The 22,659-nt window shown below is 45.7% G+C and carries 19 protein-coding genes; 3 read left to right on the top strand and 16 right to left on the bottom strand.

Annotated elements, in window-relative coordinates:
* Window positions 1-34: 34 nt before the first annotated feature.
* Together NV381_RS21760 and NV381_RS21755 are read right to left on the bottom strand one after the other, a co-directional pair.
* Window positions 35-1,180, bottom strand: a complete 1,146-nt coding sequence (locus NV381_RS21760) for an MBL fold metallo-hydrolase (RefSeq protein WP_258215384.1) — start codon at window positions 1,178-1,180, stop codon at window positions 35-37.
* 299 nt (window positions 1,181-1,479) lie between these two features.
* On the bottom strand, window positions 1,480-2,181 hold the full coding sequence (locus NV381_RS21755; RefSeq protein WP_258215383.1) for a class I SAM-dependent methyltransferase: 702 nt from the start codon (window positions 2,179-2,181) through the stop codon (window positions 1,480-1,482).
* A 186-nt stretch (window positions 2,182-2,367) separates the two neighbouring features.
* Here NV381_RS21755 and NV381_RS21750 point away from each other — a divergent pair, with 186 nt between their 5' ends.
* Window positions 2,368-3,597: an aminopeptidase gene (locus NV381_RS21750; RefSeq protein ID WP_258215382.1), complete on the top strand. Its 1,230-nt coding sequence runs from the start codon at window positions 2,368-2,370 to the stop codon at window positions 3,595-3,597.
* A gap of 71 nt (window positions 3,598-3,668) precedes the next feature.
* On the opposite strand, the gene apgM is transcribed toward NV381_RS21750, so the two are convergent.
* The 5 genes from apgM to NV381_RS21725 all read right to left on the bottom strand — a co-directional run bounded on the left by apgM (window position 3,669) and on the right by NV381_RS21725 (window position 9,552).
* Entirely contained in the window at window positions 3,669-4,910 is a 1,242-nt protein-coding gene (gene apgM / locus NV381_RS21745) for a 2,3-bisphosphoglycerate-independent phosphoglycerate mutase (RefSeq protein WP_258215381.1), read from the bottom strand.
* Window positions 4,911-4,965: 55 nt separating this feature from the next.
* Window positions 4,966-6,453 (bottom strand): SLC13 family permease, encoded by a 1,488-nt coding sequence (locus NV381_RS21740; RefSeq protein ID WP_258215380.1) that lies wholly within the window; start codon window positions 6,451-6,453, stop codon window positions 4,966-4,968.
* Between the two features lie 126 nt (window positions 6,454-6,579).
* Window positions 6,580-6,714: a GapA-binding peptide SR1P gene (locus NV381_RS21735; protein ID WP_258215433.1), complete on the bottom strand. Its 135-nt coding sequence runs from the start codon at window positions 6,712-6,714 to the stop codon at window positions 6,580-6,582.
* Between the two features lie 19 nt (window positions 6,715-6,733).
* Complete coding sequence (gene gap, locus NV381_RS21730) at window positions 6,734-7,765, bottom strand: type I glyceraldehyde-3-phosphate dehydrogenase (protein ID WP_258215379.1); 1,032 nt, start codon at window positions 7,763-7,765, stop codon at window positions 6,734-6,736.
* A gap of 23 nt (window positions 7,766-7,788) precedes the next feature.
* A complete protein-coding gene (locus NV381_RS21725) occupies window positions 7,789-9,552 on the bottom strand; it encodes a methyl-accepting chemotaxis protein (RefSeq protein WP_258215378.1) in 1,764 nt (587 codons plus the stop codon).
* A gap of 137 nt (window positions 9,553-9,689) precedes the next feature.
* On the opposite strand from NV381_RS21725, the gene NV381_RS21720 reads away from it, so the two are divergent.
* On the top strand, window positions 9,690-10,598 hold the full coding sequence (locus tag NV381_RS21720) for a LysR family transcriptional regulator (RefSeq protein WP_258215377.1): 909 nt from the start codon (window positions 9,690-9,692) through the stop codon (window positions 10,596-10,598).
* Window positions 10,599-10,984: 386 nt separating this feature from the next.
* Here the strand turns inward: NV381_RS21720 and NV381_RS21715 are convergent, their stop codons facing one another.
* The gene (locus NV381_RS21715; protein WP_258215376.1) at window positions 10,985-11,158 is read right to left on the bottom strand and encodes a hypothetical protein; all 174 of its coding nucleotides are present in this window, start codon (window positions 11,156-11,158) and stop codon (window positions 10,985-10,987) included.
* A 69-nt stretch (window positions 11,159-11,227) separates the two neighbouring features.
* Complete coding sequence (locus tag NV381_RS21710; protein ID WP_258215375.1) at window positions 11,228-11,845, bottom strand: nitroreductase family protein; 618 nt, start codon at window positions 11,843-11,845, stop codon at window positions 11,228-11,230.
* Window positions 11,846-12,174: 329 nt separating this feature from the next.
* Between NV381_RS21710 and NV381_RS21705 the strand changes: the two genes are divergently transcribed.
* Window positions 12,175-12,507, top strand: coding sequence for a hypothetical protein (locus tag NV381_RS21705; RefSeq protein WP_258215374.1), 333 nt, complete (start codon window positions 12,175-12,177; stop codon window positions 12,505-12,507).
* Window positions 12,508-12,633: 126 nt separating this feature from the next.
* On the opposite strand, the gene NV381_RS21700 is transcribed toward NV381_RS21705, so the two are convergent.
* The 7 genes from NV381_RS21700 to NV381_RS21670 form a co-directional block, all read right to left on the bottom strand.
* A complete protein-coding gene (locus tag NV381_RS21700) occupies window positions 12,634-13,728 on the bottom strand; it encodes a DUF4157 domain-containing protein (RefSeq protein WP_258215373.1) in 1,095 nt (364 codons plus the stop codon).
* A gap of 129 nt (window positions 13,729-13,857) precedes the next feature.
* Complete coding sequence (locus tag NV381_RS21695) at window positions 13,858-15,363, bottom strand: PP2C family protein-serine/threonine phosphatase (protein ID WP_258215372.1); 1,506 nt, start codon at window positions 15,361-15,363, stop codon at window positions 13,858-13,860.
* A 36-nt stretch (window positions 15,364-15,399) separates the two neighbouring features.
* Window positions 15,400-15,735 carry an STAS domain-containing protein gene (locus NV381_RS21690; protein WP_258215371.1) on the bottom strand — a complete coding sequence of 112 codons (336 nt, stop codon included), beginning with the start codon at window positions 15,733-15,735 and terminating at the stop codon, window positions 15,400-15,402.
* Window positions 15,732-16,184: an ATP-binding protein gene (locus NV381_RS21685; protein WP_258215370.1), complete on the bottom strand. Its 453-nt coding sequence runs from the start codon at window positions 16,182-16,184 to the stop codon at window positions 15,732-15,734. Before NV381_RS21685 ends, NV381_RS21690 begins: the two co-directional genes overlap by 4 nt.
* Before the next feature lie 27 nt (window positions 16,185-16,211).
* Entirely contained in the window at window positions 16,212-19,262 is a 3,051-nt protein-coding gene (locus NV381_RS21680; protein WP_258215369.1) for a HEAT repeat domain-containing protein, read from the bottom strand.
* Between the two features lie 97 nt (window positions 19,263-19,359).
* Entirely contained in the window at window positions 19,360-19,851 is a 492-nt protein-coding gene (locus tag NV381_RS21675; protein WP_258215368.1) for a GNAT family N-acetyltransferase, read from the bottom strand.
* A gap of 27 nt (window positions 19,852-19,878) precedes the next feature.
* A complete protein-coding gene (locus NV381_RS21670) occupies window positions 19,879-22,638 on the bottom strand; it encodes an adenylate/guanylate cyclase domain-containing protein (RefSeq protein WP_258215367.1) in 2,760 nt (919 codons plus the stop codon).
* Window positions 22,639-22,659: the final 21 nt, after the last annotated feature.

Raw genomic sequence — 22,659 nt, 5'->3', positions numbered from 1 at the left:
ATTTATTGATTCCCACAGCATCGGTTCTCGCAAGCTAATTATGAATCGCACAACGATTCGGCCCAATCTCCATTTCCCGTTGTTCTTCATTCGCAGGGCTGATCTTGCCCATATTCGTCTGCCGTATTTCCTGATAAGCATTCGGTTGGGGTGGCAGATTTTCAGAAACGGTTCGTCTAAATTCGGATTCGTCTTGAATGTTTAAGCCTGGATTATCTCGATACAAATCACCCAGACGCGCAGAAACTTGTCCTTTATCGCCTAACTCTGTGTATTTACCAAAATGTGCAGGAAGCACCGTCAAATCATCTGCCAGCTGTTTATAACGCTTGTACAAGGTCGTTCTTAGGTCTGCAGCCCAATCCTCTGCTTTGCCAGCCAAATCAGGGCGTCCAATTGACTTGACGAATAAGATATCGCCTGTGAGCAAGTATTGATTGTCCACAATTAATGAAGTACTCCCTATCGTATGACCCGGCGAATAAATCGGCTGAATGCTGATTTGCGTATTTCCTACAATAAGCGTTTTGCCTTCTTCAAGCTTTTCATATTGGAATATAACCTCTGTCGCATCTTTAGGCGGGAGCCAGTAAGAACCCTCTGTTTTTTCAGCTAATTGTCTACCGCCAGAAATATGGTCAGCATGAAGATGAGTATCAATAGTATGTTTAATCGTGACATTCTTTGCCTTTGCAAAATTCTCAAACACATCGGTCATACGAACTGCATCAATCACAGCAGCCTCTCCATCGGAGATAACCATGTAAGACAGACAGCCTTTGCCAATACGGACAAATTGATAAATCTCCCCTCCGTCTTTTAAATCCCCAATTTTGACAGGCTCCAAATGTTCACTCCAAGATTTCATCCCTCCAATTAAGTAAAAAACATTTTGTTTTCCCTCCTTAATCAGCTGTTCTCCTACAAACTTGGAAGACCCTTCCTTGGCACATACAACCAGAATTAATTGATCATCCGGAATTGTATCTAAAATAGAATCAACCCCATCGAGCAATTCAAAATAGGGGGTATTCATTATATGAACATTGCTGCCTTCGATCTGCCAATCCTTAAAATCACTTTCGTTACGAACGTCCAAAATAAAAACCAATTCATTATCCAAAACTTTTTTAGCCAATGATTCCGCACTCATTCCCTGCAATTGAACTGGATCGATCATCCTGTTATTTCTCCTTCAACTATAATGTGGATGCCAATTTTACGGCTATCGCAGTAATAAGCACCGCTAACTCGGCTCAATCCGCCCCACATACCCATACGGGTATGTAACAGACCAAAAAAAGAACATAATTCGCATTATGTTTATTACATATACCCGTATGGGTATAAAGCCACTATAATATTAAATGGCCTTTTCGTCAAGTACATGTGATCTAACACCAAAAGCGCCAATTGAACCTCGCGGCTCTGAAGAAAAAACAGATGCAAGGTTCAATTGACGCTATTTGGGGGCCAAGATTATGGCTGCTTTAAACTTGTTTTTCTTGCAAAAAAAACGGCAAAATCCATATATTTGTACATACAGTCTGCGTCTGCAAAACCCGCTTCCTGCAGCCATACAATTTGCTCATTTACAGTTGCGTTGATATCCAGTTTCCGTCTCTCCTTGGCAGCCGCTATCGACTCATTGGATAATCCGCTCAGTTGAATAGCCGCCTCCCATTGCTGCTTATAATAAGTATCAACATAGGTAGTATTCCCCATCGCTTGATCAGCATTGACAAAAACCCCGCCATCCGACAATAGGTAATAAACAGTCCGAAACAGTTTTCTTTTCCCAGGATGTGTCAGGTGATGTATGGAAAGGGACGAAATGACAAGATCATAGGTTTTAGAAAAGTCATAATTGGTATAATCAGCAACGATATATTCGATATTAGATGTCGGGCCGAAACGTTCACGGGCTGTCTGTAGCATGTTTTCGCTTAGATCGATTAAGGTGAATTCCGCATCCGGGTACTTGTGCTTAACGAAGGCGCTAAACAGGCCGGTTCCTGCGCCCAGATCCAAGACTCGGATTCCCGAAATAGAAAAATTCTGTACAAACGCCAACATGGCAGCCACTCCGTAAAAATCATCGAAGCAAGGGATCAATTGCCTTCTTTGCCGATCATATTGTTTGGCTATAGCATCAAACTGTTCTTTTACCGAATGTCCCATTCCGACCCTTCCTCTCAACCGTTTTGTTGTTATAAGTATATAAGAATTCGAAAATAGTTATAAATATATAAAATAAATGATCTCTATAGATTCATCCTATAAGCAAAACTTCATTCTCAAGGTCTTTCCCCGTATAATATAAGTGAGCACATCAAAGTTGCATAGATGAGGGAGGTTGAGAATAAGATGGAGAATTTCGAAGCTCAACTGGAAAAGTACGCAGAACTGGCTTTAAAGGTCGGTCTGAACATACATGAGGGGCAGACACTTGTTGTGACGGCTCCTATTGCCGCGGTTGATTTTGTACGTAAAATCGCCCAAAAGGCTTACGAATCAGGAGTACTGCAGGTGCTGGTAGAATGGGATGACGAAGCGATCCGGCGAATCCGGTTTCTCCATGCCCGTGATGAATCCTTCGAACGGTTTCCTGAATGGAAAGCTGCCGGATATGCTGAAATGGCCCGTCAAGACGCCGCTTTTCTAACGGTACATGCGCCAAATCCCGAGCTGCTGCAGGGCATAGATCCCGTTAAAATCAGCTTAGCCAGCAAGACGCAAATGAACGCAATGAAGGAGCACCGAGCCTATCTGCAAGCCGGCAAAGTAAGCTGGTCAATTGTATCTGTACCTACACCGTCTTGGGCGGCCAAGGTTTTTCCTGATATGCCGGTAGAAAAAGCTATAGATAAACTGTGGGGATATATCTTCCAGGCAACGCGCTTGGATCGCGATGACCCCATCGGTGCCTGGGAAGAGCATATTAGGGAATTGCAGGAACGAGTCGCTTTCCTTAACAGCAAAAACTACAGCAAGCTGTACTATACAGCCCCAGGAACCGATTTATCTATACAATTGCCGCCCGAGCATCTGTGGGTTGCAGGCGGTGTCTATAATGAACGCGGAGCCTTCTTTGTACCGAATCTCCCAACGGAAGAAGTGTTTACACTGCCGGCAAAGGACGGCGTTAACGGCAAGGTCAGCAGCACCATGCCGCTTAATTATAACGGCAACTTGATTGACCGCTTTTCGATTACCTTTGAAAACGGCCGCATTGTTGATTATAGCGCTGAACAGGGCTATGAAATACTCAAGCAGCTGATTGAAACGGACGAAGGCTCCCACTATCTAGGTGAAGTCGCTTTAGTTCCTCATGGTTCACCGATCTCTGCGATGAATGTTATCTTTTTCAACACAGGATTCGACGAGAATGCTTCCTCTCATCTCGCCATCGGCAGCGCTTATCCGTTATGCGTCAAAGAAGGCACACTGATGACTAAAGAGGAATTAGCAGCCCATGGCGCTAACAGCAGTCTGACCCATGTCGATTTCATGATCGGCTCAGGTGAACTGAACATCGATGGAGAAACCGCAGACGGTGTGCGGGAACCGCTTCTGCGCAACGGCACGTGGGTGTAATCCCGAGAGAATAAAAATCCGTATTGCCGAGATTTATCTTGTCGGCAATACGGATGGTTCAGATCCATTGTTTAGTTACCCTGTTTTTTCACATATCCCATTAATCCGTGCAATGTCGTCACAAACTCATTCCCGGATAAATGTCCTAATCCTCCATAAGCACAATCCAATTCATTATACTGCTGAACCCGATCTCTACGGATACTAGGACCGTATATAAGTACCGGCACGGGCTCCCCTGTATGCTCACCTACTTCACAAGGTGTGGAATGATCGGCAGCCAAGGCCAAATACACATTCTCAGGCAGCTGCTGCAGGATAAGGCCTACCATCCGATCGAACAGCTCGATCGCTCTTGCTTTCTCGAACGGCTCGTTATCGTGGCCTTTAATATCCGGTGCTTTGAAATGAACATATACCATGTCATTGTCAGCAATTTCTTCTATTGCCAATCTCGCTTTTAATTCGATATCCGTATCTATATTGCCTGTCATTCTGATATCCGTCACAGTTTTAAACCCGGCTAATTGAGCAACGCCTAATACGGTACTTTCGCCCGCGATGCAGCTCCCCCTAAAGTTTAGCTGCTGTACAATGGGCTCAAGCTGGGTCACCTGTCCGGCTCCCCTTGTCAAAATAAAATTAGCAGGCAGCTTTCCCTGTTCAATGCGCTCTTGATTAATAGGATGAGCCGATAGTATGGCGTGGACCTTCTTAAGAAATAAATTTAAAAGAATGGCTGTTCTTCCAGCTTCATCGGAAGTGTCTAAAGGTTTTATCCTACAGTAGGGTTTACCATCGTTCGGAGCCTTAGGATCCGAATCGCTGACTTTATCGCTCAAACCGTTTCCGCGCAGGATCAGCACAGCCCGATGTTCCGTAGCCGGCTTCACGTAGGCCACTACTCCATCTTCCAGCTCCATGCCATCAATAGCCTGAGCAATCTCATTAGTATTCTCACGAATTCGTCCTGCCCGGCGATCAACAACTATTCCGTCCTCATCTACCGTAGCAAAATTACAGCGAAGCACAATATCTCCCGGCTTGACATCCATACCGATTCCTAACGCTTCAATGGGTCCGCGACCCGGATAATGATGAGGTTGATATCCGAATAAAATTAAATGTCCCATATCCGTTCCCACAGGAATGCCTGAACTGATCAAATCCATCATGCCTGTAATGCCTTTAGAAGCCAGGCGGTCCAGATTCGGAGTTTTTGCATATTCCAATGGGGTTCTATTATCTAATAATGGATGAGGGCGGTCCCCCAATCCGTCGGCAATTGCCACTATAGCTTTTCTGTACAGCATGGTTTCCTCCTATAAGTTCGTGTTCAAAAAGAAGGCTTTTTGAACAACTTCTATATTATAATCCCAATACTTTAAACCAGGTGAATAAAGCCAAACTGATAACGCTAGCTCCTACAAAACATGTAACGATCGCATACTTAACTTGATCAAGGACTGAGAAATAGCCTGTTCCGAAATAGATCGTATTGACCTTCGAATGAGGCGGGAGTGTGATCGTGTAGGTCATGGTCATAGCGGCAGCCAATCCAAGAGCAACCGGATCCATACCCAATGACTTGGCCAGAGCAATGAACGCCGGAATCAAGATCGTGACTCTAACCGTTTTACTCGTAAATATGAGATGGCTGTACATGCTGAGGAATATCACCACCACATAGACCAAGGCATGGTTCATTTGTTCTAAACCTAGGCCGCTAACCACATTTTTAATAATCCATTCAGCGCCCTTTGATTTATCCAGCGCGTTTCCTACGGAATATGCACCCGCAGCGAAAATCATAAGCTCCCATTTGATGTTCGCTTCTTTCCAGGTCAGCATTCCAATACGAGGAAGCAGACATAGGAGCGCGGCAATGACAGCGGTCTGTTCGGTGCTGATTTCAAAACCGAACCAGCCCTTCTGGTAATCCCCTGTTGCCCACAGGATTACGGTTATGATAAAGATAATCGATGCTTTCTTCTCGTCCTTAGAAAAGGAACCGAGCTTCTTCAGCTCATCTTTCAGCGTCCCCATCGCATTCTCAAAATTGGCCTCTCCTTTTGTAGAGAAAAGCTTAAACCCGATGAGGAAGGTTATCAGCATGGTGACGATAGCGGTCGGCATCGAAGCCAACAGCCAATCCATATAACCGATGTGTCCGCCCGCTTGTTCGTTGATGAAACCGACGGCAATAATGTTGCCCGCAGTAGCGGTCATAACTCCCGATGTAGCGATAGCATCCGCCTGGACTCCTTGAAGCATCATTACTTTCCCAAAGTTGCTTTCACCTGGAATGGCCTTATAGACTTCCAACAAAATCATGCAAATGGGCACCATCAACGTAGCTCTGGCCGTCGTTGAAGGGACGAAGAACGCCAAAATAAAGTTGATAATGATCAATACGAGCAGTGTCGTTTTCGGTGTTTTACCAAACTTGGTGACCATCCACAGTGCGAACCTTCTGCCCAAATTTGACTTCATCATCGCAGAGGTAAGGACAAATGCGGAAACCATCAGCCATATGACGCCAAACCCTAATGATTCGAAAGCAACATCCTGATCTTTAACCGCTCCAATCAAAGGAAGCATCAGAATCGCCGCGATTGATGTCAAATAAATGGGGATAGGGGTCGTTATCCAAAGAATCAGAGCCCCTGTAAATACAGCTATGGATCTTTGGGCTACTGGGGTCATTCCTTCAGGTGTAGGCATAAAAAATAATAGTAAAAACACAACAACTGCAATGGGAATCCCCCACTTTTTCATAACTTCCTCAACTCGGCTTTTTTTCTTGATCGGTGGTTCCTTGCCATCTGTTTTTAGGGTCGATAAGACCTCAGCCATCTTGTATAGCCCCCTCGCAATTAGTAATGTTTCCGCTTTCATTATATCCAGCTAAAAATCATAAAACAATTTGATTTAATTCTTGTTATCATAAGGAAACCTTATTGTTTTTTCTTTAGCTTATCCTTATTCGTCTACTCTCCCTTTTCCAGGTTCTCGACAAACCTCACGTTTACAGTCGCTATAAAATATAGTCACTTTTTCCGTATCTACCGTCGCGATTTCACTTCCGCAGTACTTGCACAAAATGACTCCCAACATTATTGATGAATCCTTGTAATTATCCATATTTATTAAACACTTCCTGTTTTTTATTAATAACCATACTTAAAATATCCATCACTCTGCTGACATATCCCCATTCATTGTCATACCAAGCGAGAAGTTTAATTTGATCATCTCGAACTGCTAAAGACAGACCATCGATGACCGCAGATTTCTCACATCCTATAAAATCTATCGAAACTAACGGGGCTTCGGTATATTCAACATACCTGCTAAGCTCCCCTTTTACCGCTGACTGCAGCGCATTTCGTACATCAGCCTGCGATACCCGACAATTTACACCAACCGTCAAATCGACCAGTGACACATCTGGTGTAGGAACCCTTATCGATAAACCGTGAACTACAGGAGCAAGGCGGGGCATAACATCCCTAAGGGCATTTCCTACGCCAGTACTGGTTGGAACAATGGATTGTGTGCAGGCACGCGCACGGCGCAAATCCTGGTGAGGATTATCCAGATGTCTTTGGTCATTCGTATAAGAATGAATAGTAGTAACCCAGGCGTGGTTCACGTGAAACGACCGATCCAATATACTTAATACAGGTACCAAGCAATTGGTAGTGCAGGAAGCGGCAGAGAGTAAAATATGCTTCATAGGATCATAGTCTTGTTGATTTACTCCCATAACTATAGTTAGATCCACCTGTTCCCCCGGTGCGGTCAACAGTACGGCGGATGCCCCGCCAAGAAGATGCTTTTGCGCCCCCTTACGATCATTGAACTTTCCTGTTGCATCAACCGCCAAGTCGACTCCCAAGTCTTTCCACGGAATAAGTTCCGGATTCCTCTCGGACGTGACTTCTAACCGTTGACCGTTAATGAGCAGATAGTTTTCTCCTGTCTCGATGTCGGCCTCCCATGTCCTATGCACGGAATCATATTTCAATAAATGTGCGATTATATGAGTAGGATATGACGTGTTAATTGCCTTCAAATGAATAGGATGGGTATTATCTGATAATATTTTTCTAATTAATAACCGCCCGATTCTCCCCGTCCCGCTTATACCAACCCCACATTGCAAACAGCTCATCTCCAAACTGAATATTATTTGCTAAATTTATTTAACAGCTGATCCATTCTTTCGGCGATTTCTGACAACGATCTGGCCAATACGGATATTTCCCTTACAGATGAAACCTGTTGGTTAATCCGCATATCGTTATCAAGACTGGATTGGGTATTATCATCGACAACTCTGCTCACCTCCTCTGTTGCTCGCAAGATGTTAACGCTTTCACGTTTCATATGCTCTAAACTTTCATACATGCCATTCACATTTTCCGTTACGCTCGTCGTTTTTGCCTGAATCATCTCTAAGACAACTATCACTTGTTCAGACTTTACAAGTCCCAAGTGCACCTTTTCAGCGGCCAGCTTCATGGCTTGTACCGCATGTTGAGTATGACTGCGAATATCCGTAATAACATCTGCAACGATTATCGTAGATTCCCCTGATATTTCTGCTAACCTCTTCACTTCTTCCGCCACTACTGCAAAACCTTTGCCGTGTTCTCCAGCTCTGCCAGCCTCAATGGCAGCATTGAGCGCCAACAGCTTCGTTTGGGTGGCAATCTCGTTAATAGTATGGATGATCTTACTGATTTCCTCCGATCGCTCTCCCAGTTGAAGAATGATAGACGATGTCTTATTAACCGCATCATTGGTTTCCTTCATTTGATTGACGACATTTTGTGCCGATATGCAGCCATCCTGTGAAGCCAAAAGAGCTTCTTCCGACGAACGTGCAACGGTCTGACCCTTACCTTCTATAGCAGACATACCTTCGGACATGTATTTAATAGCTTCAAAAGTATGAGTAACCATTTCATTCTGCCGCTTGCTCCCCTCTGAAACCATTCTGGAGCCTTCCCGGATTTTGTCCGCCGTGAACTCTCCTTCTTCAACAGCGGCGAGCAGCTGCTCCGACGAAGCGGCAACCATCTCTGCGGTCTCACTTGCATTATGGATCAGCTGACGAAGGTTATCTGTCATTGTATTGACGGATTGAGCCAGCAGACCAATTTCATCATTGTTCTTAACTTGGATACGTTCCACAGCCAGCCTCCCTTTGGAAACAAGGTCGGATACGCGAACAATTTGATTAATTGATCTGACCATATAACGAATCACGTACCACCCCAATAAAAAAACTGCAAGAAAGAGGATCAACGCTATAAGGAGAATGGTTTTTCGTGCTTCTCTAGTTATTTGATGCGCATTGTCCACCTCTTCTTTGGCTATTGAATCCATGAGGTAACGAATTTCTTTGAGCGTATTCCGTGCTTCCTCAAACTGAACATCGTAGGTTACGATTTCATTCAAAATCTTTTGTCGGTCCTTTATCGGTACCATGGGCACCTTTTCCACCAAACCTGTCGTCTGATTTTGCCAATGATCGAACTGCCGAAAAAAATCGTCCAAATTATCAAAAACGTTCTTCCGGGTTTTCTCAGTAAGAATGCCTTCGTATTTCGCGCGGCTTTTCTCGAATATTTCCTTTCCCTCCAGCATGCGATTGCGAATATTGATCAGATTGCTTTTGTAATGCTGCATTTGCTTGTTGTATTCTTCTTCAGGCATTTCTGTAAGAACGATGGTTCTTTGATTTAGCAGCTGTTGATATAAATCTTTATCTGCACGCAGAATAAGGGAGCTTATTTGATAACTTTCCACGTACAAAATTTGAATCAATTGCCCGGACACATTCCCCATCGTCAATAAAGCTAATCCGGTGGACAAGGTTAATGCCAGAAATGCGATGACATACAAAGCAAACAACTTGGTACCCAGCTTCCAGTTTGTGAACATCACTTTCTCCCTTTCAGCATCCCTCATTTTCATTTGCATTTTCATTATATCTTCGGTAATATTATTAAACAATTTGATTTAAATTGGATTATAATAAGAAAACATTATAGTTTAATTTTACGAGAAGGATGGCGGAAATGAATCTAACCAAGCTGCAAACCTTTATTACCTTGTCGGAATGCTTGAACTTCACCGAAGCAGCGGAGCAGCTTTATTGCTCGCAGCCCGCTGTCAGCATGCAAATCCAAAGTTTGGAGGAGGAGCTTGGGGTTCCGCTTTTTGACCGTATAGGGAAAAAACTGTACTTAACCAATCAAGGAAATCATTTCAAGCCCTACGCAGAGCAAATTATTAATCTGGTTCATTCATCTAAAGAGCATATTAAGCAGCTCGAGAGCTTGGCTTACGGAACCTTATCCTTTGGAGCGAGCAATTTTGTCGGGGTGTATCTGCTGCCTGCAATCCTCAGTGACTTTACCAAGAAACATCCCGGCATTAAAATCAACATGAATATTACATCCTCCAATCACTTGATCCATATGCTGGAGTCCAACAAAGTGGAGTTCCTGGTTGTGTCCGATAGAATAGCTATTGATCAAGCTCGTTTTCAAGCCACAACTTTTTACCAGGATGAGCTTGCTCTAATCGTAAGCCCCGAGCATCCGCTGGCCCAAAAGGAAGAGTGCACCTTAGAGGAATTGGCAAATGAAACGTTGATTTTGAAACCTAATAAATCGGCTACGCGGACCTTTTTGGAAGCAAAATTTGCCGAAAACGGGTTTACTCCACCCAACTATATGGAGATAAGCAATCTGGAGGCTATCAAGCAAGGGGTCATTCATGGACTCGGAGTATCTATTGTTTCCAACTTTGCAATCAAACAGGAAACCAAACACGGCTTGCTCGTTGAGATTCCAATAAAAGGGATAACCTTTCGAAGAGGAATCAGTTATATCTATCATCGGAGCAAACATCTTTCCCCGGCGGCAAAGGAATTCATTGCTCTGCTGGATCAACAAAACGTTTTACGTAAAAATTCGACATAGCCCACTGCCTCACCATTACATGGATCACTTAATTATGGCTCAACTTTAAAATCAGTGCTTGACCCTCCTCCGACCATCACCGGTCCTTACAAAAGCCTGCAAACATGCAGTTATTTTCTACCGAAATTGCTTTAGTGAGAACAAACCTGCAAAAGTACCTCAATTTCCATGGAAAACGATCCGGTTCAGCTATGAATGAAGAAAATAAATGCACATTTGCATGAATTTTATAAGACTTAGGATATACCGGCCCAAAGGCTGTATAGATGCAGGTTTTTGGGAGAAGGCAGTGGCAACATATTTTTATTAGCACTTTTAACCTTGCTTTTAAGTTCTCTAGGCAAAGAAAAAGAAGCTTACTCAATTTCGAGCAAGCTTCTTATCATTTACTTTTCTTCACCTGGAACATAATCAAACAACTTATCTTCACTTATTTGCAATTGATCCTCGATCAACTTCTCGTTAGCGGCATTAAATTGTGCTCGGCTCATAACAGCTTCATCCTGTTGTACACTATCAGTGCTGCCGATTTTTTCTTGATTCGTATCTTTCTGTACCACACCGCACGCTCCTTTACCTGTCGCATTAACAGTAATATGAGCAGCGGTTCCGATTTTTATGCTTAAAGCTTAGAAGCTCTCTTCAATAACCTGATGATTAAGTGGTAGACGATCCGTTGCGCGACCTTCTACTTGCGCCTTCCCGATGGGAATAACCACCACAGGGATATATCGTTCTGGAATGTTCAATTCCTTGATTAGCGCCTCTGCATTATAACCGCCCATAGGTACACTGTCATAACCTTTGGCTTTGGCAGCCAACATCAATTGCATAGCAGCAAATGAAGCATTACGGATGGCTTCATCACGCCCAATCTGTGGATTGTTCTCGTAAGCACCATTGATTTGACCAATCATCATATCACGAATTTCAGGTGTAGCTTTCTCATATACGTCTGGAGCTACAAGGTTGGCTTGAAGATCTCCAAGCACTACTACAACAACTGATGCATCGGAGGTTTGCTGCTGATTATACGTTATAGGCAGCAGTTTGTCCTTATTAGCTTGCTCCTTTACTACAAGAAACCGCCAATGCTGCAAATTCCAAGAGGATGGAGCACTAAAAGCCAGCTCTAATATTTCATTCCACTCAGCATCCGGTATCTTAACATCACGTTGGTATTTACGTACGGAATGCCTCGAAAGAATAACTTCTTCAGCAGTTAGTCCAAGTTTGGTTGTATTCATTGAGGTTCGCTCCTTTAATTATGGTTTATATTTTGCTTATAATATCACATCAACTTACTTTTAACAATACACTAAATAATAGTTTGTTATTTCTGTTTTTTGTATTTATGAGGTTCAAATAAAAGCATGATGATACTATATCGTTTCCCGCGCAGCACTTTAAAAAGCATGTGAATGGATGGCATATTTCCCTCTATTTCTCCGTTTATGGATATAGAGCAGCAAGAGCGTGCATAAAGATCGCATGTTTTTCACAACTTAATAAAGTTGGCACATAAAAGGGTTTTTGAAGCGCAATTACATAACATCCACCAGGAGGTTTTACAGTAATGTCTTCCACCTATCCATCCTATCAGCAATTCCAGCAGGACCAACAGATGATGCAATTCCAACAGGCTCAACAAGCCCAACAAGCGTTGACCGCTTCAGGTCTAAGCACGTTTACACAAAATGTGCGCCAAGCCCAACAGCAGTTAATGCAAGTGCAGCAGGATCTGCAGCAAGCGCAATCTCAAATTGATATTCAATTGGATGCTCAAAAACGCCGTCTACTTGAGACACAACAACATGTAGAGCAAGTAATTCATCAAATGAACAGCTTTGTCCAGGCTTCGCAAGTACAGCCTCAGTCACAGCCTACGACTTTTTTTCGGCAAAACTAGATTCTAATTGCACGCAATTTCTCCTCTGTCAAAAAGAGGTTCAGCACAGCAAAAAGAGGCATCTCTGAGGCATGAGCCTCGTAAGATGTCTCTTTACTTTTATCCGTTCAGCTGAATCAAAAAAAACTATTTGCCCCGCTGCTGCACCACATGAGTCAATTCATGGGCCAACAGCTCTTGTCCTTGAGGGCTAGATGGATCGTATTTCCCGTTGGAGAAAAATACATCATTCCCCTGTGTGAAGGCTTGTGCCCCAATTTCCTCATTAAGTTTACCCGATTCCGCATCATTATGAATGGAAACATCACTAAAATCAGCCCCCATTGCTTGCTCCATACCGGATCTCGTCTTCGAATCCATTTGCGAGCCGGCTCCGCTTTTGGCTTGTATACGCTGCTCAACCGAAGGTGTCACATCGAACCCGCCTCCAGCCTCTGGCTTCATTTGCAGCTCTTCGGATTCTTCCTCCGGAAGCTCCATTCGCTGAATCGTCTCTGCCGCCGGCTTCATTTGCAGCTCTTCGGATTCTTCCTCCGGAAGCTCCATTCGCTGAATCGTCTCTGCCGCCGGCTTCATTTGCAACTCTTCCGATTCTTCCTCCGACTGCTCCATTCGCTGTATCGACTCTGCCGCTGGCTTCATTTGCAGCTCTTCGGATTCTTCCTCCGACTGCTCCATTCGCTGTATCGACTCTGCCGCTGGCTTCATTTGCAGCTCTTCCGACTCTTCCTCCGGAAGCTCCATTCGCTGTATTGACTCTGCCGCTGGCTTCATTTGCAGCTCTTCCGACTCTTCCTCCGGAAGCTCCATTCGCTGAATCGACTCTGCCGCCGGCTTCATTTGCAGCTCTTCGGATTCTTCCTCCGACTGCTCCATTCGCTGAACCGAATCCGTTGCCGGCTTCGTTTGCAGCTGCTGCACGACCTGGCTAGCTACCTTATCGGCTTCCTGCTCGTACTTATCGCCTACAGGTCCAACGGCCATCTTCGTTTGAATCGGAAATCGGCTGCCAACACCATGGTCCTGCGAACCCGAGATCATTCTCTGTACACCACGGTTGCCGATGGTTCCTTGCAAATTCATCATACTAGCGGCGGTTAGTTGCTGCCCGTTATGTGGTGAATGAATCGCGTTGGAAGCAGACTTTGCTGAGTTCGATCTTCTCTGTACATTAGCCATAGCGGACGATTTGCCATTTTGTCGTGATTGATGGATGGGCATGCTGCACCTCCTGGATAAACTTATATCAAACAATACTTCGCATCTCGTAATCTAGTATTACTAATATATCATATTGTTGATAGGCAGAATATCCCAAACGGAGAAAATCATTCTCTGCTCCATATCTTCCTATCCAATCCGATTATGTTCTATTAAAAGCATCGCGATATCATCGGATTGCAATGCTCCATTCGTAAACTGGTCGACATCGTTCAAAATCCGCTCCATTAGTTCTTGTACAGAAAGACCAGATTCGCCTTCCGCTGCAAGCTTACCACCTAATACATCGTATAATCTCGCTGTACCGTACTGCCGAAGCTGTGAATCCTCAGCTTCGGTGATTCCGTCCGTATACAGGACAATGGTCTCACCTGCTTCGAGCATAACCGTATTGTCGGCATATATCCGATCATCCATTACGCCAAGCGGTACGCCCTTGATTCCTCTAAGCGGTTCGACAGCTCCGTTGCTTCGGATTATATAAGGCGTACAGTGTCCGCCGTCACTATACTCAAGCTTCCCGGTTTGCATGTCCAATACCCCGCAAAAAATCGTCGCGAACATCGCTGACTCATCCTTGTACAGTTCATTATTGACCTCAGTCAGCAGCTGCCCCGGCGTCATGTCCGGCGTCATCTTTCCTTTGATGAGCGTCATCGTTACAGCCATAAAGAGCGCCGCAGGAATCCCTTTGTCCGAAACATCGCCTAATGTGAAGAAAAGCTTCGAGCTGTCCAGTGTAAAGTAATCATAGAAATCACCGCCCACCTCGCGAGCGGGACGGATAACGGAACGGACCTTAGCCGGAATTTCTTGCTGCTCCTCTGACAATAAGGACACTTCACCAGCCGCTACCGCTTCTACATCAAGCTCTTCCGCCTGAAGCTCCCCTAATCCGCCCATCTGAATAGGAACGGATCTCCTTGAGGACACCCCGCGAGGCAAGAAACCCATCTGGATATCGCGTGCAATTCTCAGCTCGCTCTCCATTCGTTCCTTGGCCGCGACCGTATCGCTTAGGGCCCTGAGCGATTTCTCCAAAGCATCGTACAGCATGGCATTTTCCAAGGAAACCGCCGTTGGCGAAGCAATAGACTGCAGCAGTCTCAGATCCTTGTCACTGAAATGCTTGCCATTTCGTTTGTTCAACACCTGCAGCACGCCAATGATGGCTCCCTTGCTTGTTACGGGAACGCACATCAAGCTTCGCGTGGGGTAGTCCACACGATTGGCTACCTTCGAAGACCAGCGCGAGTCGCGAGATGCATCATCTATCTTCACCGATTCTCCTGTTTGCGCCACCCATCCGGCAATCCCTTCCCCCATGGTCAGACGAATTTCGCGGATTTCATCGCCTTTTTCCCCAAGTGCAACCTCGAAAAATAAATCTCCCGTTTCAGGGTCGACCAATATAACAGAGGATGCCTCAGCATCGGTTACAAGGGAAGCTGTATCCATAATCTTTTTCAGCAGGTCCTGCTTAAGAATTGTCGAGTTGATCTCTAGGCTGACTTCAAATAACTGATGCGTCCTCTGCAGCTCCGTCGTTGCCTCACGCCGCTTCCATTCCACAGCCGCCACAACGAGCAGCAAGAGCACGACTGCCAATAACCACCCTAATGGAATATCGCCCATCTTCCTTCACCTGCCTCCCGGCTCCGCTATTCCGTATTATCCTATTGCGCCCAGCGCTTCAGCCTCTGTCCCATAAATCGTAAAAATAGTGCTGAACCCCGATATATCAAACACTTCTTTCACATTATCAGTCATTTGTGCCAGAGCCAAGCTGCCCTTCAATGCTTTTAATTTTTTGGCTGCAACTAGTAGAATACGCAGACCCGCACTACTCACATACTCCAGTTGAGCCAACCCAAAAACAAATCGGGTATTCCCCTGCTCAATCATCTTAAGAAAACTGGCTTCGAGGATTCCCGATGTATTGGCATCCAGCCTCCCTTGAATATCCAGCACCACAACACCGTTAACTATTCGTTCCATTACATTCATGCTGTCCCCTCCGTCTCTAAGGGCCGCTGCCCTATTTTTCTCAAACGAATCGTATTTTTTTCCCCAATCCGCTCATATGCAACCTCATCCATCACTTCTCTTACAAAATGAATCCCCAGACCGCCAATCGCCCGTTCATCTATACCCAATGTTATATCAGCTGCTGCCAGGGACAATGGATCAAAAGCAATACCGTCATCTGTGATCAACAGCTCAATATCATCCCCATCCACAGTCAAGTGAACTTCAATTATATGCTCCTCAGGCTCTTCAACAGCCCCATACCCATATAAAATTGTATTCGTAATTAGCTCATCGCAGACAAGATTCAAATGAAATAACATTTTCGGATCGATAGACAAGGGCCCTGACCATTCGATAAACCAATCTCGCAGCCGAATAAGCTCCGCCAGATCATTTCTCAGCTCCATACTGACTTGCTTGTTCATGCGATCCCTCCCCGCTTCACATTACCGTTATCCCATCTTGGTCAGCATCGATTCGAGCAGACGCACCCGGGCACTCGAAGCATGCAATAGGCCGATGCCAATCTCCGGATACAAACGAACCAACCTCTCTAAATTATCCCCGCGTAATGAAAGCACCCGAACTTCATCGAATATCACTTGCGCCGTAATAGAGGATTTGGCCTGATCCAACGCCGTTGTATCGCCAATTGCCTGCTTGGGGCCCAGAACGCCGAGCGTGCTCTCCAAGCCGTTAGAAGAAACGCTGCTCAGCTCAACATTGCCTTCGATAATCAAATGCATACTCGAGTTGGTCTCCCCTTGCCGCAGCAAAAAGGTCTGATCGGGGTACACTTCCTCCTGTGTAATGCCTGCAATAAGTCCAAGCTCGTCGACCGATACGTCAGAAAATAAGGATACCTGCTTAAGAAAAATAACTTTATCCAGCATCGACAACAGCTTCTGATCATTCGCCATCTCGTCTTGCACCTCTCTGTCTAAAGCGTGTGCCGCAATACTTCGCAGCCAATCATCCGACCAATGGCAAGCCTGCTCCAGTACGACCCTTGGATCCTCTAGTGCATCTGCCTCGGCCTCGTTGCCGTTCCTCAGCATATCTAGAAGCGCGTAAGCAAGCTTCCGGTCACCGAGTCCTTCAGCTAGCACTTCCAAACCATTCTCGCGAATCTCTTCATTCTCATCCTGTACCGTTTCCCGCACAGTGGCTACTACACGCTCATCCGCGAGCTTCGACAGAACCGACCATGCCGCATCGCACAGTGCGATCCGAATTTCCTTATAGCGCTGACCTGCCAAATCGGCCAGCCCTTCCATACCTAACGCGCGGATGGCAGAGGATAGCGCCTTCTCCCTGCTTGAGTCCTGCATCCGCTTCACGCACGACTCCACTAGAGTCTGCCGGATCTGCGATTCTGGAAGCAAATCCGACAGAGCAGCCAAGCAAGCATCCCATATGAGCGGATGGGGGTTTTGAAGGCCCTCCATCAGAGCTGCGATTCCAATACTACCCATATCGATCAAGCCTTGAACGATTGTTTTGCGCAGCTCCTGATCCGCTCTAGGATACATTAATAATAAGGATCCAATGGATGCATCATGCTTCAGCTTACCTAAGCAATGAACCGCCGCCACCTTGACTGCAGGTCGATGGTCATCCAGAAGCGACAGGACCCAATCCGTGTACGAATATAGCTTCAAATCAGCTATAACGCCACAGCCATAAACTGCCCACTCACCGCCGGTATCCAGCAGCTTAATAATCGCCTCATCACAGGCCGGATAGCTTTCCTCGCTCTGCAGCGCATAGATTGCTCTAATCCCTTCTGCTACCACCTGAGGATGAGAATCCAGAAGCTTCATGCGGATAAAATAATGCGATTGGCTTTTTAGATGCTCCGCCTTCGCAATGAGCTTGACGCATTCCACACGTACGCCAGGTTCCTCGTCTTCGAGGAATGAAGCCACCTGAACGAGCTCCTGAAGAGTAGCTCCCTGCAGGTTCATCGCACGCAAAGCTGCAATGCGGATACGCGGATTCTTATCGCGGATTAACTCGACAAGCCGGGGGAGGAACGAGGAATCCTTCGCCTTGCTGATCATCTCCAACGCCAATTCACGGACGTGATCGTTAGGGTCGTCGAGATGTTCAAGCACCCCCTGAAGCATTTTGGTATTGCGCATCCCCCCGAGAAAGGAGGCCGCCATATCGGACAAATCGGTGTGGAACGACTGAACACTTTTGACCAACTCTTTAATGTACAAATTACGTCCGAACCAAGCTACGACTACCAACAATGCAGCAAGGGCGACCCCGATAATCGCTTGCAGCTGAATCTCCAGCACACCCTCCGAATGGAGCAAGGACAGCAGCGCCCCAAGCAAAATACCTCCTGAAGCGGCTATACCCTGAGCTACATAACGAACTCCATCTCGTTGCGAAATCGGCAGCATTTTGAAAAACAATTGATAGCAAGGCTCCGCCGTATAATACAGCAAAATATAAAAAATCGCGTAAGCTCCTGATACCGCAGCAAGCCCGAGGGGAGTGTCAAGGAATAAAGCGGAAATTCCGAATCCGCCAATAAACACTATTGCGATCCCCAGCAGCATATTGCTTGCACCCAGCCAGTTCATCAATCTTCCAACGAAGGTTTGCAGCAGGAGGGCGACCGTGAATTGAATCGTAATAATCATACCGTAATAAGCCGTTAAGTCACGTTCATTGGGATAAGCTTGCTGCGTTGTGGTGAAATACTGGTACTCCATTAAAAAGTATAAGGCAGGCATCAAGGTCATGAGTGCCACAGCACAGATCAGAAACGGATTCCGCACCATCTGCCTAATATAAGTTCCTGACGATGCACCAGGGTCCAATGCCGCAGCCGTCTCCAATGCACCCGACCTGACTTCGTTTTTAATCGTAAGCGGGGCCAAATATTGCGCGATCGCTTTGCGGAAATTCCATAATCCCAGCAGCAAAAAGCAAGGGGAAAGTAAGTATACCGCTTCCGTTCCCCAATAGTGAGTGACCTGCTGAGCAATAAAACCGGCTGTAATACCGCCTACCATCGCAGCGCCAACAAAAATAGGCATCACACGTTTGGCTTGCTGTGTCGGGCACAAGTCAAACGCTGTGCTCCATAGCAGCAAGGTCAGCTGGCGCACAACGAAGTTGGAACAAATAAATAAAATCGGATAATAATACCGATAGTCAATTTCCCCCAGCTTGAATCCCAAGAGAATGAACCCATTGATCAGCAGCAAGCCTGTCATCATAACATACAACGTTCGCATCAGCTTGGCTTTTGGCAGCTTTTCCGCCAGCTTTGCCAATAACCAGCCCTCCAAAGGCATAATTATCGCTTCCGCAATATAGACGAATGGTAAAAACTGCACTCCGAACCGTTGATTAAACAGAGCCATAAACGCTGTATAATTGAGCAGCTCAGCAATACCGCCGCAATAAAACACCGGAAGCATAACCCACAGCTTACGCAAGTCCTCCGCACGCAGCCCAAGCAATCGAATTATCGTACTCATAACAACCATCAAGTCCTGTCTATGTAAAATATCCCGCCGAGGATAAACGGCTCCGCTGTCCTGCAAGAACGAGCGCATTTGTCTGGGTTGACGCCAACTAAAGCTTTTTCAAAAAGGCCATCCGGCCCTCGCCCTCATAATAATAATCGGGGTAACTGCCTATGTGCTCAAAACCCCGTTCATGAAAAATTCGCCGTATCGTGCTGTACTCCTCCAAGTCACAGGTGTAGGTTAGTATATAACGCCCTTTCTGCGACTTCACAAATTCCAGAAGCGTTTCATAGAGCCTATTTGCAATCCCGCGCTTCCGGTAATCTTTACGTACCACAATGTAATCCCACAAATACCCGCCTGTTTTATGCTCATTTTCGGTGACGCTTATGGCACCTACGATTTCACCTTCCTCGTTTTCCACATACCAATGCTGATGTGTTTGCAGTCCCAAGCTTTCCAGAGGCTTATTGCGAAAGTGTTCGATCTCTCCGGGTGTATGACGCTGATCGTCAAATGATTGCTCCGAAAGAAAAAACTGACTGACCCGCTGTGCCTCTCTTTCCGTTTTCATAGTTACAATGTTAATTTCATTCATGGCTTACTCCCCCGTCTTACCTCGAGCTTAGGACACGGACAATGTGCCGTTCCATTCTTCTGTGGTACCGTTCTGGAAATATTCATCACATAAATAGAAATATAGCTTTGCGGCTTTGTCTTGACGGTTGATCTTGATGACCTGCACGAAAGCTTCTCTTGCGTCATAAAAGCGCCCTACCTGATACAGCACTACCGCTTGCTCAAACAATGCTTTTGTTTTTTCCTTCAAAGCTCTGGCTGTATCCGATTCTCCATGGTACACATCGAATACTTGCAGCGGCTCCTCCTTGCCCTCCACCCTAATCAATCCAAGGCTGCGGTACTGAAATATACTGCGGTCACTGAGCGATTGAATAATAAAGTCAGAAACTAGAATGGAAGCTCCCAATGGCTCAGTCAGTCTCTCCAGCTCATTGGCCAGATTGACATCATCCGAGATAACATTCCCCTCCAGCCGTTGCTCCTCCCCGATAATTCCAAGCCGAAGAGGGCCCTTATGCAGCCCGATACCAATATCGATAGGCCGGTACCCGGAATGAGCACGATGTACGTTGTACAGATCCAATTCCTTTCTCATTCCGATGCAAGAAAGCAGCGCTTGCTCCACAGCGTTAGGAAACAGCGCCATAAAGCCCGCTCCCGCATATTTATTGATCAGCCCATCATGATTGCGGACATAAGGACCAAAACGATTCAAAAACGAGTTAATAAAATTGAAATTTTCCTCAGGTGTCAACTTCTTCGACAGTAAATAGAAGGACCGTATATTAACAATTAATATGCTCATTTCCTGCTCAACTTGATCGCCAAGCCGAACTTCCAGAATGCTGTCCTTATCCAAATATTTCAGAAACTGCTGCGGCACAAAACGGTAATAGGCTTCGCTTACCCGTGTCACCTTGGCAATGTAACCGCGAATATGCTCTGCCATCATATTGAAGCTGTCTCCCAGATCAGAAACCTCGTCGCGGGTTCGAATATCAACAACCGTATCCCAATTTCCTTGGGAAATAGCGATTGCGCTGCTGCGCAGCTTGCGTATCGATGAAAGCATCAGATAGGTCATCAGCATAAAGATACATAGTAATATTAACGTAATCACAGCGATATTCTGAATGATGTTACGAAGCAGCTCACGTCTGTGCTGAAGAATACCTTCCATGTTTTTACTTGTTTCGAAGAGACCGACAATTTTGCCTGAGCTGTTATAAATGGGCCCCAATGCATAAATCCAGAAGCCGGTTTCATCCTGCCATTGGTCCGTAGCAATCTTACCCTGCTTAACTACCTCCTGGTTCTTCTCCGTCTGCGGGAACGGGTTGAACATGTTGACGTCGTCCGCATCCTCTATGATCCGATAAATAACGCCATCCTCATATTTATAGAGCGCTTTGTAAAAGCCTCTGTTTCCACTTTCATCGCTTCCTTCGAAAACAGAGTCCATTTTTTGACGAAACGATTTGTAATCGCTGCTCATATACTCCAGTGGAGAGCTCATCTTCTCCAGCTTGTCGCCATCGATCAAATTCCGGCCATTACGCGCCAGCAAAGAAAGCTCATGAATCGTTTCATCCTCAAGCTTTTGGGAAAAGTTCGTATAAATAAAATAGGAGAGCAGAACCATTGAAGCAACGATAACCGGTACGAAAACAATGATCTGCTTGAGCATGAGCGAGATTCTTCGGTTCATTATGTTGAAATAGAGCAATTTGACCGCAAAAGCAAACAGCAGCAGCCCAACTACCGCTAAAGCCCAAACGAACCACTTATGCCCCATGGCCTCCGTAGAATACGTTCCTCCGGTTATCTTTCCTATAATCGTTCCATCCGGGCTTTGGTGCAATATCATTCCCTCATGTACCTCAAGCAAGCTATCGTCCGCACCAAGAGCAATCGTCGGCATAACGTCTGAGGAAATTTCCATACCTTGCTGCTTGGCTGTTTCTTTGGTTAGCAGCGCCTCCACGATATACGGATTGGCAGGATCTATCCGACTGATTGTTTCTCCGTAGTAATCTATATAAAGCAAACGGCCTTTTCGATCCAAATTAAGCTTCTCCGGAAAATTTCTATACGAGCGGTCTATGCCAGGTAAAGGATAAATAAGCTCGTAGCGTCCGCCTTCCTGCATGCGATAAATTTCACCGCTTCGGGCGGAAACATAGATCTGACCCACGGTTGTTCCTGCAACTCCAGCCAAATACTTCCCTTCGGGAAGCTTGGCGGTAAAGACAGCTCTAGGCTCTGTACTGCCGGCAGCGGCTTGATAAAGTATAGTTTCATTAAAATCATCCACAAAAAATGACAATACATCGCCTTGAACCTTCAGTGATTTCAGGCTGCCTATACGATACCTTTTGCGCTCGGACTCACTGTAGTCTTTGCGAAAGAAAGCCTGATCTTGTTGCCCTTCCGGTGTAAGGCGGATAATCTGCTCCGATCTGACAGTTAGGCCATAAGAATCAAGCGTCGTTTTGACCGTATACAGGTTGCCCTGTTTATCTGCCGCAAGCTCGTTAAAATGGTAGATTTCACCGCCAGTATCGTTCGTGCTCACGGTATAAATAACATTTCCAGAGGAATTCAGCTTAACTATCGATTTCTTGGAGTTGTCGATCACATAGAGATTGTTCTCCTCGTCGACAAGCGCATTGGATACACTTCCGAACGGCAAATCCTTACGAAAAGGAGAGCTAGTTAGCGTACCCTTGTTTAAATACACATAATATCCTGCCCCGGCAGCCAGTATTAGCACGAGCAGCAAAACCGCTATATACTTCTTCATCGTTCTCTCATCGCCTCATTT

This window comes from Paenibacillus radicis (ex Xue et al. 2023) (genome assembly GCF_024722015.1).
GTDB lineage: Bacteria > Bacillota > Bacilli > Paenibacillales > NBRC-103111 > Paenibacillus_S.
The sequence above is the reverse complement of the archived record's forward strand: the minus strand, read 5'-3'. Positions and strand labels throughout refer to the sequence as shown.

Bases quoted from the DNA above. Each gene is read 5' to 3' on its own strand.
- NV381_RS21680 (WP_258215369.1), bottom strand. From the start codon at position 19,262: ATGAGTACGATAATTCGATTGCTTGGGCTGCGTGCGGAGGACTTGCGT.
- NV381_RS21690 (WP_258215371.1), bottom strand. From the start codon at position 15,735: ATGAATGTAATGGAACGAATAGTTAACGGTGTTGTGGTGCTGGATATT.
- apgM (WP_258215381.1), bottom strand. From the start codon at position 4,910: ATGCTGTACAGAAAAGCTATAGTGGCAATTGCCGACGGATTGGGGGAC.
- NV381_RS21725 (WP_258215378.1), bottom strand. From the start codon at position 9,552: ATGTTCACAAACTGGAAGCTGGGTACCAAGTTGTTTGCTTTGTATGTC.
- NV381_RS21750 (WP_258215382.1), top strand. From the start codon at position 2,368: ATGGAGAATTTCGAAGCTCAACTGGAAAAGTACGCAGAACTGGCTTTA.
- NV381_RS21755 (WP_258215383.1), bottom strand. From the start codon at position 2,181: ATGGGACATTCGGTAAAAGAACAGTTTGATGCTATAGCCAAACAATAT.
- NV381_RS21700 (WP_258215373.1), bottom strand. From the start codon at position 13,728: ATGCCCATCCATCAATCACGACAAAATGGCAAATCGTCCGCTATGGCT.
- NV381_RS21710 (WP_258215375.1), bottom strand. From the start codon at position 11,845: ATGAATACAACCAAACTTGGACTAACTGCTGAAGAAGTTATTCTTTCG.
- NV381_RS21705 (WP_258215374.1), top strand. From the start codon at position 12,175: ATGTCTTCCACCTATCCATCCTATCAGCAATTCCAGCAGGACCAACAG.
- NV381_RS21695 (WP_258215372.1), bottom strand. From the start codon at position 15,363: ATGGGCGATATTCCATTAGGGTGGTTATTGGCAGTCGTGCTCTTGCTG.
- NV381_RS21685 (WP_258215370.1), bottom strand. From the start codon at position 16,184: ATGAACAAGCAAGTCAGTATGGAGCTGAGAAATGATCTGGCGGAGCTT.
- NV381_RS21740 (WP_258215380.1), bottom strand. From the start codon at position 6,453: ATGGCTGAGGTCTTATCGACCCTAAAAACAGATGGCAAGGAACCACCG.
- NV381_RS21735 (WP_258215433.1), bottom strand. From the start codon at position 6,714: ATGTTGGGAGTCATTTTGTGCAAGTACTGCGGAAGTGAAATCGCGACG.
- NV381_RS21675 (WP_258215368.1), bottom strand. From the start codon at position 19,851: ATGAATGAAATTAACATTGTAACTATGAAAACGGAAAGAGAGGCACAG.
- NV381_RS21670 (WP_258215367.1), bottom strand. From the start codon at position 22,638: ATGAAGAAGTATATAGCGGTTTTGCTGCTCGTGCTAATACTGGCTGCC.
- NV381_RS21720 (WP_258215377.1), top strand. From the start codon at position 9,690: ATGAATCTAACCAAGCTGCAAACCTTTATTACCTTGTCGGAATGCTTG.
- NV381_RS21760 (WP_258215384.1), bottom strand. From the start codon at position 1,180: ATGATCGATCCAGTTCAATTGCAGGGAATGAGTGCGGAATCATTGGCT.